This is a genomic window from Pedobacter steynii (genome assembly GCF_900103665.1).
Lineage (GTDB): Bacteria > Bacteroidota > Bacteroidia > Sphingobacteriales > Sphingobacteriaceae > Pedobacter > Pedobacter steynii.
In genome coordinates this window covers 348,282-363,015 of the sequence record NZ_FNGY01000007.1, presented here as the reverse complement: position 1 = coordinate 363,015, position 14,734 = coordinate 348,282, and the positions used below count along the sequence as shown (strand labels likewise).

Sequence of the window (14,734 nt, the reverse complement as noted above, 5' to 3'; positions counted from 1 at the left end):
ATAATATGAACACATTTAAAAGAACATTAACCACCCTGAGCCTTGCGTTGGCCCTTACGGTAACCTTGTCCAGCTGTGATAAAGATGATGATGTCGTGATTCCGGAAACAGCGCTTTCTGCAGAAGCCAAGGCCTATGTGAATACACATTTTAATGGCGCTTCGATTGCTCAGGTGATCAAGGATAAAGAAGGAATGAGCCATGAATATGAAGTGATCCTTAACAATGGCGTGAAACTGGAATTCAATACAAAGGGAGAGGTGGAAAGTATCAAAAGCTTGAAGCAGTTGCCTGATAGTGTAATTCCTGTAAAAGTATTAGCGTATGTAAAGGCGAATTATCCAGCGGAATTTATTACAGAATGGGAATTGGATCTGAATGATCAGGAAGTTCAGTTGTCGACCGGAATGGAATTGAAATTTAGTAAGACCGGTGATTTTTTAAGAATAGATATTTAAGGAGCAGCAAAATTCCAATTACACCAATACGTCATCTTGAAAATATTCATGATGACGTATTGGTGTTTATGGTTTAGAAGGGTTTACTGTATTTTTTGTTTCTAAATTCGTAGTTGCTTTCTTTTGAGTGTTTATGCCTTTCAGTCTTCTGACTTCAATTGGTTTAATTTCTCCCGACGTTATTTTTGTAACAAGCTTCCCCTTGATCTTCCCCTTTAGCTCTATAGAACGGAGCTTTGTATCTGGTTCAAGTGGTGGTGGCGGCGGTGGGCCGTCTACAGCATTCGCAGGTTCAACTGGCGGCGGTGGGGGGGCTGAACCAACTGGTACAACTTTGGGATCAACCGGCGGCGGTGGTGGTACTGCCTTTGACTGCTTTACTGGTGAAAGCGGACGGTCGGGTTTTACTATCGGAGGAGGAAATTTGACCTTACTTGTATGTTTTGCTCTGGGAGCCGGGCGGTCAGGTTTTACTATTGGAGGAGGAAATTTAGTGTTATTTTCCCGTATTTCCGCCGGGCTGAGCTGGCTCTTTTTTGCCGGCTTTTTTTTAATGGTGTCCTGACTATTGTCCTTGGAATTAATACTGCTGATCGTGTTCGGATAAAAATCCAGTAACGCATAATCTTTAGTAAATGCCATTGTGGATGTGCAAAGCATTCCCCCAACGAGTGGTAGTGTCAGCAACAGCTTGAACCTCGCTCGCCCTGTTGATTTTTCTTTGTTTAACATGTTGATTCTCTGTTTAAGTATGGATGGATTGAAAATTTGATTGCTCAGTTGTTTCGTTTCTGCACCAAAGGAATTCCGGATCAGAAAAAGTGCATAATCGTGCTTTTGGATCTCTTCATTTGTGGTCAGTTCATCGGCAATATATTCATGTAAGAGTTTGATGTCTTTCTTGATCAGGTAACTCACCGGATTAAACCAGTTCAGAATTTGAATAATTTCAAAAAATAAGATGTCCAGGCTATGTCTTTGGCGGATATGCACCATTTCATGTTTTAGAATGGTTTCTTTGCCGGCTACATTTGCGGGGATAAACAAGAGGTTAAAAAAAGAGAATGCAGATTTGCCTTTCTCCAGCTCAATGTGAATGACCTGGCCATCGTGATGTCTTTTTGTTGTTCTGGAAAGCGCAATAATCTGGTAGAGGTCTCTCAGTAATTTTAAAGAGAAAAATATCGCAACAAGCCAGTAGAGACTACTGATGCCAAGTTTAATCAGATCGCTGCCCTCATCTGCAATGGAGTTGATTGCCCCGGTTGGCAGGGAATCATATTCAGGTTGAAAAAAGCGATTCAGGTAGCCAATTTGCAGTAGGGGTAAAGCGAAGGCCAGCAGGGTCGCACCGATCAGAAAATACCGGTTTATGCTGTAAAACGTTTCTTTGTGGAATAGCAAATGATAACAGCCATAAAATAAGGCCAGGTATAAATTAGCTTCCAGCAGATAATATAACCAATTCATCATTTCTTGTTTTTAAGTTTTTCCGCCAGTTGAATCAATTCGTCCAGTTCCTCGAGGTCCATGTTTTTCTCTTTGACCAAAAAGGACACCAGGCTCTGGTAAGAGTTTTCAAAGTAATTGTTCATGACCTTGTCAAAAGCAAAGTGTTTGTATTGAGCTTCCGTAATCAGCGGGAAATAAATGTGTGTATTTCCAACTGCTTTATGGTCAATAAATCCCTTTCCTTCCAGGACACGGATTACGGTGGAGACGGTATTATAGGCAGGTTTTGGAGGAGCCATCTTTTCAATGACATCCTTTGTCAACCCTTCTTTTATTTCCCATAAAATCAACATCACCTGTTCTTCTGCTTTTGTAAGTTCTCTCATTTTTTGCACTTAATATCTAACGTTAATTAAAGATACTACTATTTTTATAGTTTGCAAACTATTTTTGTAGTTTACTTCAGGATATCTGTTTACCGGCTTTTAGAGGAGGTTTTTTTTGATAGATGATATAGGTTTATTGATTTTGATTTTTAATTCCAGGAAAAGGCAGGACCAGAAAAACTGGAAAAGAAATATCAGCAAGGACCGGTATCCGGAAATACAACTGTGCTTTTTTAGGACGAAGGAGGGAAGATCAGACTGAAGGTTGTGCCTTCATCAACTTTAGATTTTACCAGAATTTCAATCCCGTGGTATAAGGTAATACTTTTTACGATGGACAATCCAAGTCCATAACCCACATTTTCTGTCAGGTTGGCCTTTCTGAACCGGTCAAAGATGAAATCAAGATCTTCGGCTGCAATGCCAATACCCGTATCCTGAATGGTGATCGTATAGTTTTTTCCTTCCCGGAATTCATCTGTAATCAGGATACTGCCCTGATTTACATTGTACTTGATGGCGTTATTGATCAGGTTATAGAACAGTTGAAACAAAAGATCCTGGTTTACATTTTTAAGCAGGCGGTCTTCTTTTAAGCTGATGCTGATTTTCAGCTCCTTCTCTGTTAACCTATGACTGATCTCTTCCATCACTTCATGGATGATTTTGGAAGGTTGTATACTGGCAGATTTCACGAACTGTTGATTCTCAATTCTGGAGATCAGCAACAGGGAGTTGGAGATTTTCTTCAGCCTGCTGAGCGTTTTCATCATTTCTACAATGCGCAGCACGACACTTTCCGGAAGCTGCTCATCTCCCAAAAGGTTTTCCATCTTATTCTGGAGGATGCTGATGGGCGTCATGAGTTCATGGGAAGCATTCGCCGTAAATTCACGTTCTTTTTCAAAAGCTTCATTGATCTGGTCCATTAACAGGATTAAAGATTCATCGAGGTATTTGAAGTCCTGCGTAGAAGTGGGGACAGGCGGGGAGTAATCTTTAAAAGGAAATTTTCTGTTGATCAGTTTACTTTTAATGATTTTGCCCAAAGGCCTGATGAGTACACGGGTAAAGATAAGGTCGAAAAGCAGCGTCAGGGCGATGAGGCCCATGAGTACATATAAAGCGATCCTTTGCAGGGGCTTGTTATATTGGTTGATGCTGGCGGTTGTTTTTCCAATCTCCAGCAGGTAATTTTTATTTTCGAAGCTAAAGGTATGCATCAGGATCCGGTAACTGAGGGTATCCCTTTCTACGATCCGCTGTGCTGTTTTTATGGTGTCAATCAGGGTTTTCGCTGCGGCAGGCTCCAGCGCAATATATTCTTCTTTAAGCATGGTATAGCTGCCATAGCTGTCATCGCCCTGCAGATAATGATCGATTCCATTTTTATGGACCACATTGATCACTTTTGCCTGTTGGCGGCGCAGGGAATAATTGGTATACTCGGAAACAATGCTGTCAACCAGAAAAGGAAGAGATACGATAAAGAGTAACACCACTGCCAGTTTGGAGCTGGTGATGAACAGGATTAATTTCGATGATAATTTCATTTACTTCTTTATTCTGTAGCCAACACCCCGTACAGTCTCCAGGAAGTCTGTTGGCGCCCATACATTTAATTTCTTTCTGATGTTCTTAATGTGTGCATCAATATAATTGGAATCGTAGTCGTCATCTGCAAAAGTTCCCCAGATGTGTTCACTGAGTTGCATTCTCGTCAATACCCGGTTATTGTGGAGGAAAAGGTAACTCAGCAAATCGAACTCTTTTCTTGACAATTCAATCTGATTGTCCTGAAAAAGGATTAATCTTTTCTGAAGGTCTACGTTGAAATCGCCAAGGACTAATAATTCTTCTTTGACATTGAACTTACGGCGGGCAATGGCCTGCATTCTGGATTGAAGTTCTAATAGAGAAAAGGGTTTGGGCAGGTAATCATCTGCACCCAAATCGAGCCCTGCAATGCGGTCTTCCAGGTTTCCCCGGGCGGTAAGGATAATATAGGCGGCATCCGGATTGTATTTTTTTGCTTTGGGAAGCAAGCTGAGCCCATCCCCATCAGGCAATCCGAGATCAAGCAGAATGAAATCATAGCTGTTCAGTTCTATCTTTTCCAGACCGTCTTTAATGTTATGGGCAAGGTCACAGATATAGAAGGCCTTTTTCAGGAAATCTTCCATTTCATAGGCCAGGGTTTTTTCATCTTCAACAATCAGAACTTTCATACCGCTGGCTTAATCGTTTCTTCGTTTATTTTCTTTTGATGGTGCTTCTCTTTTCTCAGGTTTTACCTCTCCTGGTTTCTCCTGTCGTCTGGATTGAGGTACTTCTTTCACATCAGGTTTCTTATTTTCTTTGCCACGTTCCTGTTTTTTATCCCTTTTGTCCTGGTATAAATTGTGATTGGAAATCAGGGATGTAGTGGTCGTGTCTCTGGCAAATGTGCCAGGGGGAAGCCAGATGAAAAGTATGGCTGCGATAAATGAACGGAAGAAAATAGTATTGCTCATCATGTAAATATATGGAAAGTTTGCCTCTTCCGAGGCAAACTAACGCTCCCTCACTTAAAACATTTGTGTGTTTTATTATCTGCGCCACTCTAATTGAATGATACGAAGATGAGGGCTGAACATGAAATTAAGATGAAAAAGAAAATTAAATTAAATAATTCCAAAATTTCATGTTGATTTCATCTTCGGTATGGAGATTTGATTCAACAACACACAAATGAAACATTAAATAACAGGGTTATGAAAAAGTTAATAGTATTAGGACTGCTCGGTGTAATAGGATGGATGCCATACCGTGCCGCAGCACAAGTTAGCATCAGCTTAAATATTGGCTCGCAGCCTTTATGGGGACCGGTAGGATACGATTATGTAGACAATTATTATTTGCCTGATATCGAATGCTATTATAATGTACCCAGACGTCAGTTCATTTATCTGGACAATAGCAGGTGGATTTATTCTTCTTCCCTACCTTCAAGGTATAGGGGGTATGACCTTTATAACGGGTATAAAGTGGTGGTAAATTCCAGAGATCCTTACCGTAATTTCGATCGCGACCGGATTAGTTATTCAAGGTATAGAAATGTAAGAAGTCAGCAGGTGATCAGATATAGCCGTGATTCCAGGTATTATGTAGTTAAAGGGCATCCGCATGGAGGATCTTATGGAAGAGACAGAGATGACAGGGGAAATGGAAACTGGAGAGGACGCGATAGAGATGACGACAGAGGTCATGGAAGAGACAGAGATGATGATAGAGGTCATGGACGTGGCGACAGAGACCATGGCAGAGGCGGTGACAGAGATCATGGCAGAGGCCACGGTAGGGGTAGAGATTAACCGCTAATTATTGGGTATATTTAAGTATAAAAAAAATCAACCATGAAAAAATTAATCGTAATAGGTCTGTTGGGGATAATCGGAATGATTTCACGGCCTGCAGCAGCACAAATCAGCGTTAACGTAAATATTGGTTCACAGCCTTTATGGGGGCCGGTAGGCTACGATCATGTAGATTATTATTATCTGCCTGATATTGAAAGCTATTATTCCGTGCCCAGACAGCAATTTATTTACATGGACAATGGACGATGGATCTTTTCGGCGTCATTGCCTTCAAGATATCGCAGTTATAACTTGTATAACGGTTATAAAGTGGTCGTCAATTCCTATGATAACTTTAATTCGGATCGGGTAAGGTATGCCAAGTACAAAAAAGTCCGCACACAAAAGGTGATCAAATACAGTAATGATTCCAGGTATTATGTGGTAAAGGGGCATCCTCATGGAATACCTCCCGGACAAGCAAAAAAATACTACGGTAAAGACAATAAAGGAAAAGACAAGCACAACAACGGTCATGATAAAGGCCGTGGAAAAGGCAGAGATTAACACGCACACACATAAACCTAAAACGGGCCTCCATTAAAATGGAAGGCCCGTTTTTTATTCGCTAATGCTCATTTGTTGGCAATCAGCTTTGCGGTAATTTTAGGATCTAATCCGGTAGGATTCACCAGGCCGATGCTTAGCAACGTATAAACGCCACCTGCCTTGATTTCTGTCTCCGCTAACTCTGCTTGCAAAGGCGCCGCGGTCTTGTCTTTGATCTGGAAAATATATTTCTTAGGTTCTATTTCAATGAAACTGCTACTGGCTTTATAAGTTTTATCTGTAATCAGTGCAGCGCCATCTTTTATCGTCAGGTCCAATGCCGGTGCATCAGGAGAAAGGTTAATGAAGCGAATCAAAGCTTTAGTCGTAGGTGCAGCTGCGACCTCATCATTGATAACCAGAAAATCCAGCTTTGCGTCTTTCTCAATAAGGAAAAGTGAATAGATCTTTTTATTCTCTAAAGTGATCTTTTTAGTGATCAGGCTTTCCGTGCTGCTCGCGGTGGTAAATTTGATGGTATTTTCTCCGGTATTGAGCCTCAAATAGGCAAGGGAGCCGCCGAAAGCTAAAGCGCCTGAGGAGGTTATTTTACCTCCGTTAATGTATGCATTGAAAGTGGCAGGGCTTGGAGAGGTATTTACGACCATTAAAGAAGCGGATTCCGGAACCGGTGTTTCTTTTGTGGAGCAGGATGATAACAATGTTCCTATGCTAAATAAAGATACCGCCGCTAATGTGTACAGGTTTTTGCGCTTGTTTTGTGTAAAAATTTTCATATTGATGGGGCTTGGGGGTTTTGAATGTTACTGACGGTAAAACGGGACACCAGCGCGAAACGCTACAGATCAACCCGAAAAAGGAATGAAATTTGTCATCCATGAACTGGGGCTGCGCTAATTTTGTACATTAGGAATAATATTTAAACAAGCTTAATAAGGATAAAGAATAGAAATCATCATGAAAGTTATTGTAGGTTCAGATCATGCGGGCTTCCGCTATAAAACCATTATCGTCGCTGCTTTAAAAGAGCAGGGCTACGAAGTTATTGACCTCGGCACCCAGACCGAATTGCCAAGTGATTATCCGGATCACGCTGCTGATGTGGCGCAGGCCCTGATCAATAAACAGGGAGAGCGGGGGATACTGATCTGCGGAAGTTCAGTGGGGGTGAGTATTGCCGCCAATAAATTCAGAGGGATCCGTGCAGGTGTTTGTCATGATACCTATTCGGCACATCAATCGGTGGAGCACGACGATGTGAATATTTTATGCATCGGGGAAAGGGTAATTGGCATAGCGCTGGCTAAAGACATTGTTTTTGCTTTTTTGAAAGCGGAGTTCTCCAATGAGGAACGGCATGTGAAACGCCTCGCAAAGATCGCTGCAATAGAAGCAAAATGGTAGAAGAAGCGAAAACAGCTGAAAATAAATCCTTTCAGAAGGATTGGAGCCTGGGCCTGATTTGCGGAATTGTGATCATGTCGGTGGCCTTTATGCGGAGTACCCCGGTGAATGAAGATGGGGCCATCCTGCAAATCGTTCTTATTGCACCAATCGTGACGATCTTATTGGTTCCCTACCTTTTTGTTTACCGGGGCAGGGAGAGCCGGACTGCCAGGGTGATTTTTATCATTTTCCTGGTGCTGAGTTTGCTCATTATAGCGGGTTTCATGTATTTGGTCGCTTTGGCTGGTGCTTTTAAGAACTAATATGAAAAAACTTAACCTTTTAAATAAAGTATACCTGATCATTCTGGTTTTATTGATACTGGCTACGGCAATAAAACTTTGGCGCTATGGGGGCGGATCCCGTTATTACTACAGTGCTTCGGTAACTGCACCAACAACGTATCCAATACATGTTCTTGAGGCTGGTTTTATACTTTCGGATGGGAGCGATGGGAATGTGAAAACCGAAGGCGTGAACGATAAAGCACAGCGTTGGGGCTGGGGTGATTTTCCGGAAACGAGGGAACGGGAACAGTTGCCGGTGAAACTTGTGCTGAACTATGTTTCTTACAGAGAGCAGCGTTTTTACAAAGATACCATTGACCTTCCTGCTCAATTGATCGATTCTATTTTTAAGCGCAGTGAAAAGGCGGGGATCAGGCAATCTATTTATAAAACAGGGAATGATGTGATGGGGCTCAATTTTCTTATTGGAGTGGCGAATAAAGGAAATGTGCTGATCTGGCTTCAGGGAGAAAAATATGAACGTGTTCTGCTGAAACACAAAATTACTGCGCGGGAGCCACTGGCAGCCGATCTATATTATGGAAAACTGCTGACAAAAAGGGAATATATGAAGGAAGTTTTTTCAGATTTAGGGGATGAGGTATTGAAGCAAATAACGGCGGGAGCCGATAAAGACGCCAATTATATCGATAGTGCTTCAAATCACCTCCGTTAATGTGGATAACCCTGTGCAAAAGCTGTTGAAAACCTGTTGGTAACATGTTAAAAATAAAATGCATTTATCTTTGCATTAGATAGTTATAATTTGTAAATTAGATCTATCAAAACGGAAGTAATTTGACCGTCTGAAAGAAACACTCCAAAAAGAACAATAGCCTCAGGGCAAAAAGTTCTGGAGATTTCAAAGAATTAGTAAAAGATCAGATTCAAAGGAGACAGAGGAAATGATACTTAAAATGCCAGAACTGTTAAGTAAGGGTATATTCACTAAATTCGGGACAGACATTAAAACCTATCCATGATTCTACGGAAGAATGTGAAAAGGAGAAGTTCGGAGGGATCAAAGTTGAAACATACTAAGAGGACCAAAGAAGGTTAAAATATGGAAAGTTTGATGCTTTTTCGGTGCTACGGCAATGAAAAGGTGGAAACGGAGAACCAAATCGCTAGAAGAGGGACTCCGTTTTCTTTTTATACGCTTTTTTAGCATGGGTATTCCTGGATCAAGACCAAAACTTCCTGCAAAACCTCAATAGGAATATCACAAAATCAAACGATTTTTTAGGTAACTGTAAATCTTTTCAGGATGGGATAAGCTGTATAGTCAATTTAAAATTAATGCAACAGCATGTATAACCATAGGCAGATTAGGCTTGAAAATCTTGTGCCGGAACAACGGTCTGGATAGCGTCTGGATGTCATCTGGACGGTGTAAAATTCAGCTTCGGAACAGCGAAATACCTGCTCCCAGCTATACAGGCTCTGACCTCGGTCTAAGCTCGGTCTATACTCGGTGCTAACTCGGTCAGAAGCGTGTTAAAGGCGGGTTAGCAACGCGTAAAAATCGTGGTTAAAACAAGGGATTTTGCAAGCAGCTATATTCCCGTCAGGAGGAAGTGTTAAATAAAGGATTTCTTAATATTAAGGGAATATAGCAGGAGTAGATTTGTCAAAAAAATCCGATCGAAACAAATCAATTGATTTCCGGCAGCCAACTGATCTCTTTTCTAAAGAAGGGGAACCACAAGGCAATGGAAGATATTTACAGTCTCTATTGGGAAGATGTGCTCGATAGTGCCTATAAAAGACTCCGTGATGAAGAGGTTGCCCAGGACATTACCCAGGAGATTTTCATCTCTTTATGGGAGAACAGGGAGAAAATCCAGCTGACAGGGACCTTGCGTGCTTACTTTGAAGGAGCAGTAAAATATCGCGTGATCAATTATTTCCGTTCCTCAGCAATTAAAGAAAAACATCAAGAAGATCTGTCGCTCCTGCTCCGGGATGATCTGGAACATTCCGCGGAAAACAGGCTGATGCTCAAAGACCTTCATCAGGAAGTAGAGGAAGCCATGCTGGATCTGCCTGAAAAAATGAGGATGATTTTTTCCATGAGCAGAAAACAGGAAAAAAGTATTGTAGAAATTTCCGATGAGCTGGGTCTTTCTGCTCAAACCGTTAAAAATCAGCTTAGTGCGGCGCTTAAAGTGATGAGAAAAAGACTTTCTTATTTACTGTTTTTAATCATTTGTATCGTATTCATACAAACTTAACCTAAGCTTAACAACTTTGGTTAGTACCATTCTTCTTTTGCTTTGACATGTAGTTAGATGACAAAGGAAGAACAGGCACGAGAGCTGCTGAGAAAATATATCGATAAGGAAGCCAGTCCTGCGGAAATAGCGCAGGTAGAAAGCTGGTATGCGACGTCCTCCCGGGACGCGCTTCCTCCTCTGGAAAAGGAGAGAAAACAAGCAATTGCGGAAAATATGTTGCGGAAACTCCGCGGGGAAATGGAAAAAGAGGAGATAAAAACGCTTCGCTTTCCTGCCTGGTATCAAATGCGAAAAGTAGCTGCCACGGTGCTGTTGATTTCTTCTGCGTGCCTCGCTGGCTGGTTACTCAACAAAAAGCAGGTGGTCAATGAGCAATTGCTTTCACTGACAACCAGGGCCGGAGAAAAGAAGAAAATTGTTTTTGCAGAGGGTTCCGAAATTATCCTGGAACCTTCTTCCCGTTTGCTGTACCCTGCAAAATTTAAGTCCAGAGATAGAACGGTTTCACTTTCTGAAGGGGAGGCGTTCTTCAACATCGCTCATGAAGAAGATCGGCCTTTTATGGTGAAAACCAGGGAAGACCTGTATACGAAAGTACTTGGAACTTCTTTCAGTATTAAATCTTATCACAAAAGCCGCCGCATTTCTGTTGCCGTGGTCAGTGGAAAAGTGGCTGTTGGAAATTCCAGCCAGGTATTCGGAACGCTGATCAAGGGACAGCAGATTGCCTACGATAAAATTGATCAGCGTGCAGAGATCAGCTATACTCCTGTAAAAACATATGTGAACCTTAGATTTGAGAATACCACGTTGCAAGAGGTAGCCCGCCAACTGGAATATGCTTACAGCATTCGCATTTCTTTAAACAGCCCTTCCATTAAAAAACTGAAGTGCAACGCCACCTTTAACACCAAACAAAGCCCTGAAGAGATCCTGGACATTATCTGTAGTCTCCATCATCTCCGGCTCAGGACAGCTGAAGATCATAAAACCTTTAATGTATATAGAAAATGAAAATAAATGTATTCCGATGAAAATATAAGAATGATCTATAAACCGGTACTGATCAGATCAGCACCGGGAAATTTGAAGTCGGCCGCCTAACGACAATTACACAGCCAGACTTATTTTAAAACACCATACAGGGTATAAAACAAATAAAAATATGAAAAAATCCTCATACAAGAGGTTACCAGCTCTTTATAAAGCCATGAAATATTCAGTGTTAACTTTTTCCATTCTATGCACTTTCTGCGGAACGCTCTTTGCCTCCCTGACTATGGCACAGACCTTGGAAAAAAGCAGGATCAGCATTAAAATTACTGCGAACCGTGCCACCAGTTCCATTCTCAAAGAAATTGAAGCCGGTACAGGACTTCATTTTGTGTACAATCCGGAATCCGTTCGCGGAAACCAGAACCTGTCGACACAATCTTTTAAAAATGAAAAGGTTTCTTTATTGCTTAAAATTCTGGGTTTCGACTTTCAGGAAAAGGGCGGTCATGTGATCCTTAGAAATATTCCGGTTGCTCCGCCAAAACCGGATCGTATCCTTAAAGGAAAGGTGACAGACTCTACGGGAATGGCGATGCCAGGGGTATCTGTCAACGTGATCGGTGGAAAAGCAACGACCACGGCCGGCGACGGAAGTTATAGCATCCCGGTTCCCGAAAATGCAGTATTGTCTTTCTCTATGGTTGGTTTTAAAACTAAACAAGTTAAGGTCCTGGACAACCAGGAAATTAATGTGGTACTGATGGAAGACAAAGCCCTTTTATCTGAAATCGTTGTCGTAGGTTATGGCACACAGAAAAAAGCGACCCTTTCGGGTGCCGTGAGTGTCGTTTCTTTGGATAAAGTATCTTCAAGATCTTTAAACAGTGTTGGCGAGGTGCTGGCCGGAAAAGCTCCCGGTGTAATTGTTACCAATGAAGGTGGAGATCCAACCTCATCACCGCGCATCAATATCCGTGGTTCCGGAGGTATTAACGGTGAAAACGTCTTGTATGTAATCGATGGAACCATCTTTCCGGGATCATTAACCGCTAATGGAGGTACTTCCGGAGCGCCAATCCTAAACCCCAATGATATTGAATCTATCTCGGTACTGAAAGATGGTGCTGCTGCGATATACGGAGCTCGCGCATCAGGAGGAGTAGTCCTGATTACGACTAAAAAAGGAAAAAACGGCGCAATGCAAATCAACTTTGATGCAAAGGTCGGTACGCAGGCGGCCTGGAAAAAATTAACTCCTTTAAATGCAGAACAAAGAGCATTTGTGGCAGAAACAGCTGCGAAAAATGGAAATAGCACTTTGCTTCCTGCTTTTGATCCGGCAAAATACGCGGACGGAAGGGTAACCCGTACCAATTGGATGGACGAAGTTTTCCGCAGAGGGACAACTCAGGATTATAATGTTGGGCTTTCCGGAGGAACTGAAAAATCCAGCATCTACATGAGCTTTAATTACCGCAAAGCGGAAGGAATCGTTCTGAATACATCTGCTGAAAGGTATAATTTCAGAATTAATTCTGACTATAAACTCAATTCATGGTTGAAAATAGGAGAAAACCTTTCCTTTAGCAGTTCAAACGGACAGGGCGCAAACACCAGAAGCGATTATACAGGAGCGCTGCTTTCTGCCATTTATTACCCTTCAAATGGAACACCATATAATCCTGATGGCTCATTTGCCGGTTTACCTGGTGGAGAATTTGCGGGAGATTACGGTGATATCGTTAATCCGGTAGCGGAATTGAAACGACTGGATGTCAACATGCCACAGAATATTTTCGTGATCAACCCCTACCTTGTAGTGGACCTGGCAAAAGGCCTGTCTTTTAAATCTAACTTTAACCTGACCAAAGACTTCTTTAACTCTACGATTTTTACACCTAAGCGTCCGGAAGTGGGAAAACCCGTGCTAACCAACGCTCTGGAAGTAGGACAGAACAGAAGAAGTGATATCCTTGCCGAACAAATCCTGAACTATAAAACAGATCTGGAACAGCATCATCTTGATTTTACCGCCGGATTCTCTTATCAGAAGGCAAAATACAATGATTACTATGTAAAAGGAAATGGTTTTGACGATGAAGCCCCTTCAAAAAGATACCTGGTGAATGCCTCGGTATTTGAGCCGGCAATCACCAGATTTCAGGCGATTGCTTTATCTTCTTTCTTTTTAAGGGCCAATTACAACTATGCAGACAAATATTTACTCTCTCTGATTGGTCGTCGTGACGGTTCTTCATTGATCCCAAAAAAGGAGAATAAATTTAGCAACTACTATTCTGCTTCTGCAGGATGGGTCTTGACCAAAGAGAACTTTTTGTCGGAAAGTACCTGGCTAAATGAATTGAAACTGAGAGCAAGTTATGGCTTATTGGGTAATCTCGGCAGTTTATCGTTAACGGATGTGAGTCCTTTGCTTGACCGGACCAATTCTTACTTCGGACGGACTCCGGCATTAGGCGCAGGTTATGTTTCCAATATTCTCGAGAACCCGGATTTGAAATGGGCAGAATCAAAGCAAACTAACTTCGGACTGGATCTGGGTGTCTTGAAAAATACACTGACCCTTACCGCAGATTATTTTGTCAAAAATACAGATAAAATGATCCTGCAGAAACCATTGCCGGGAACTGCTGGTTTGAATACACAAACGATCAATGCCGGTTTGGTGAGAGATCGCGGATTTGAACTCGGAATCAATTACAACAGCAATAAGGACCGTGGTTTTACCTATTCCGTTGGCCTTACTTTAACCAAAGTAAATAATAAGGTCATCAGTTTAGCCGCTGGTCAGGAAATCATTCCGGTAGGTACAAATTTCAGAAATGAGCTGACCCCTTTGATCATCAAAGCAGGACAGCCATTGTACAGTTATTATGTGCTGAAAACTCAGGGGATCTTTAAAAGCCAGGCAGAAGTAGATCAATATACCAACGAAAAAGGAGAGAAAATACAGCCTAAGGCTAAAGCGGGTGATTTTAAATTTGCCGATCTGGACAACAACGGATCTATTGATGCCAAAGACCGTTACTTCGCCGGCAGTGCCTATCCGGATTTTAGTTACGGCTTGAGTTTCAATGCGACTTATAAAAACTTCGACCTGAACATTTTTGCTCAGGGGGTATACGGAAATAAGCTTTTTAATGCCGTAAAAAGAACAACTTATAGTGCAAGTGGTCCTTCTTACAATAAGCTGACTGGCATATTAGATGCCTGGTCTCCGGAGAATCCAAATGGAAAAGTTCCGATCATTTCCACCTCTGATGCCAATGGAAACTTTAATGCTTCAGATTTTTATATAGAAAACGGGTCTTACCTGCGTCTGCGAAACCTGACATTGGGATATAGCTTACCTAAATCATTGACCAGTAAAATGAAAATAGCTGGCCTGCGTGTGTATGCAACTTCAAACAACTTGTTCACGATTACCAATTACTCTGGTTTCGATCCTGAAATCGGAATGGATAATAATGGATTAGATGTGGGCAGATACCCACAGGCAAGGAGCTTCCTCTTAGGTCTTAGTCTGAGTTTATAATTTTTAAA

The 14,734-nt window shown here is 41.8% G+C and carries 15 protein-coding genes; 9 read left to right on the top strand and 6 right to left on the bottom strand.

Annotated elements, in window-relative coordinates; genetic code table 11:
* Nucleotides 1-5: 5 nt before the first annotated feature.
* Nucleotides 6-458: a PepSY-like domain-containing protein gene (locus BLQ87_RS20665; protein ID WP_074610540.1), complete on the top strand. Its 453-nt coding sequence runs from the start codon at nt 6-8 to the stop codon at nt 456-458.
* Between the two features lie 66 nt (nt 459-524).
* On the opposite strand, the gene BLQ87_RS20660 is transcribed toward BLQ87_RS20665, so the two are convergent.
* The 5 genes from BLQ87_RS20660 to BLQ87_RS20640 all read right to left on the bottom strand — a co-directional run bounded on the left by BLQ87_RS20660 (nt 525) and on the right by BLQ87_RS20640 (nt 4,812).
* Nucleotides 525-1,931: a M56 family metallopeptidase gene (locus BLQ87_RS20660; protein ID WP_074610538.1), complete on the bottom strand. Its 1,407-nt coding sequence runs from the start codon at nt 1,929-1,931 to the stop codon at nt 525-527.
* On the bottom strand, nt 1,928-2,296 hold the full coding sequence (locus tag BLQ87_RS20655; RefSeq protein WP_074610536.1) for a BlaI/MecI/CopY family transcriptional regulator: 369 nt from the start codon (nt 2,294-2,296) through the stop codon (nt 1,928-1,930). The genes BLQ87_RS20660 and BLQ87_RS20655 overlap by 4 nt, the downstream gene beginning before the upstream one ends.
* Nucleotides 2,297-2,529: 233 nt before the next feature.
* Nucleotides 2,530-3,849: a sensor histidine kinase gene (locus BLQ87_RS20650; protein ID WP_074610535.1), complete on the bottom strand. Its 1,320-nt coding sequence runs from the start codon at nt 3,847-3,849 to the stop codon at nt 2,530-2,532.
* Nucleotides 3,850-4,524, bottom strand: a complete 675-nt coding sequence (locus BLQ87_RS20645; protein WP_074610533.1) for a response regulator transcription factor — start codon at nt 4,522-4,524, stop codon at nt 3,850-3,852.
* Between the two features lie 9 nt (nt 4,525-4,533).
* Nucleotides 4,534-4,812 carry a hypothetical protein gene (locus tag BLQ87_RS20640; protein WP_074610531.1) on the bottom strand — a complete coding sequence of 93 codons (279 nt, stop codon included), beginning with the start codon at nt 4,810-4,812 and terminating at the stop codon, nt 4,534-4,536.
* Between the two features lie 237 nt (nt 4,813-5,049).
* Here BLQ87_RS20640 and BLQ87_RS20635 point away from each other — a divergent pair, with 237 nt between their 5' ends.
* Nucleotides 5,050-5,649: a hypothetical protein gene (locus BLQ87_RS20635; protein ID WP_216857830.1), complete on the top strand. Its 600-nt coding sequence runs from the start codon at nt 5,050-5,052 to the stop codon at nt 5,647-5,649.
* 42 nt (nt 5,650-5,691) lie between these two features.
* Entirely contained in the window at nt 5,692-6,201 is a 510-nt protein-coding gene (locus BLQ87_RS20630; protein WP_074610529.1) for a hypothetical protein, read from the top strand.
* Between the two features lie 68 nt (nt 6,202-6,269).
* Here BLQ87_RS20630 and BLQ87_RS20625 read toward each other — a convergent pair whose 3' ends face one another.
* Nucleotides 6,270-6,980 (bottom strand): DUF4397 domain-containing protein, encoded by a 711-nt coding sequence (locus BLQ87_RS20625; RefSeq protein ID WP_074610528.1) that lies wholly within the window; start codon nt 6,978-6,980, stop codon nt 6,270-6,272.
* Nucleotides 6,981-7,161: 181 nt separating this feature from the next.
* On the opposite strand from BLQ87_RS20625, the gene rpiB reads away from it, so the two are divergent.
* The 6 genes from rpiB to BLQ87_RS20595 all read left to right on the top strand — a co-directional run bounded on the left by rpiB (nt 7,162) and on the right by BLQ87_RS20595 (nt 14,726).
* Entirely contained in the window at nt 7,162-7,608 is a 447-nt protein-coding gene (gene rpiB, locus BLQ87_RS20620; protein WP_074610526.1) for a ribose 5-phosphate isomerase B, read from the top strand.
* Nucleotides 7,602-7,913 carry a hypothetical protein gene (locus BLQ87_RS20615; protein ID WP_074610524.1) on the top strand — a complete coding sequence of 104 codons (312 nt, stop codon included), beginning with the start codon at nt 7,602-7,604 and terminating at the stop codon, nt 7,911-7,913. Before rpiB ends, BLQ87_RS20615 begins: the two co-directional genes overlap by 7 nt.
* 1 nt (nt 7,914) lies before the next feature.
* Nucleotides 7,915-8,613 (top strand): DUF2931 family protein, encoded by a 699-nt coding sequence (locus BLQ87_RS20610; protein WP_074610522.1) that lies wholly within the window; start codon nt 7,915-7,917, stop codon nt 8,611-8,613.
* A gap of 982 nt (nt 8,614-9,595) precedes the next feature.
* Entirely contained in the window at nt 9,596-10,171 is a 576-nt protein-coding gene (locus BLQ87_RS20605) for an RNA polymerase sigma factor (RefSeq protein ID WP_074610520.1), read from the top strand.
* A gap of 57 nt (nt 10,172-10,228) precedes the next feature.
* The gene (locus BLQ87_RS20600; RefSeq protein WP_074610517.1) at nt 10,229-11,188 is read left to right on the top strand and encodes a FecR family protein; all 960 of its coding nucleotides are present in this window, start codon (nt 10,229-10,231) and stop codon (nt 11,186-11,188) included.
* Between the two features lie 151 nt (nt 11,189-11,339).
* On the top strand, nt 11,340-14,726 hold the full coding sequence (locus tag BLQ87_RS20595) for a SusC/RagA family TonB-linked outer membrane protein (RefSeq protein ID WP_245723896.1): 3,387 nt from the start codon (nt 11,340-11,342) through the stop codon (nt 14,724-14,726).
* Nucleotides 14,727-14,734 lie beyond the last annotated feature (8 nt).

Excerpts from the sequence above, each read along its gene's own strand:
- BLQ87_RS20595 (WP_245723896.1), top strand. The coding sequence starts at position 11,340 with ATGAAAAAATCCTCATACAAGAGGTTACCAGCTCTTTATAAAGCCATG.
- BLQ87_RS20650 (WP_074610535.1), bottom strand. The coding sequence starts at position 3,849 with ATGAAATTATCATCGAAATTAATCCTGTTCATCACCAGCTCCAAACTG.
- BLQ87_RS20630 (WP_074610529.1), top strand. The coding sequence starts at position 5,692 with ATGAAAAAATTAATCGTAATAGGTCTGTTGGGGATAATCGGAATGATT.
- BLQ87_RS20640 (WP_074610531.1), bottom strand. The coding sequence starts at position 4,812 with ATGATGAGCAATACTATTTTCTTCCGTTCATTTATCGCAGCCATACTT.
- BLQ87_RS20645 (WP_074610533.1), bottom strand. The coding sequence starts at position 4,524 with ATGAAAGTTCTGATTGTTGAAGATGAAAAAACCCTGGCCTATGAAATG.
- BLQ87_RS20600 (WP_074610517.1), top strand. The coding sequence starts at position 10,229 with ATGACAAAGGAAGAACAGGCACGAGAGCTGCTGAGAAAATATATCGAT.
- BLQ87_RS20625 (WP_074610528.1), bottom strand. The coding sequence starts at position 6,980 with ATGAAAATTTTTACACAAAACAAGCGCAAAAACCTGTACACATTAGCG.
- BLQ87_RS20665 (WP_074610540.1), top strand. The coding sequence starts at position 6 with ATGAACACATTTAAAAGAACATTAACCACCCTGAGCCTTGCGTTGGCC.
- BLQ87_RS20610 (WP_074610522.1), top strand. The coding sequence starts at position 7,915 with ATGAAAAAACTTAACCTTTTAAATAAAGTATACCTGATCATTCTGGTT.
- BLQ87_RS20655 (WP_074610536.1), bottom strand. The coding sequence starts at position 2,296 with ATGAGAGAACTTACAAAAGCAGAAGAACAGGTGATGTTGATTTTATGG.
- rpiB (WP_074610526.1), top strand. The coding sequence starts at position 7,162 with ATGAAAGTTATTGTAGGTTCAGATCATGCGGGCTTCCGCTATAAAACC.
- BLQ87_RS20635 (WP_216857830.1), top strand. The coding sequence starts at position 5,050 with ATGAAAAAGTTAATAGTATTAGGACTGCTCGGTGTAATAGGATGGATG.
- BLQ87_RS20660 (WP_074610538.1), bottom strand. The coding sequence starts at position 1,931 with ATGATGAATTGGTTATATTATCTGCTGGAAGCTAATTTATACCTGGCC.
- BLQ87_RS20615 (WP_074610524.1), top strand. The coding sequence starts at position 7,602 with ATGGTAGAAGAAGCGAAAACAGCTGAAAATAAATCCTTTCAGAAGGAT.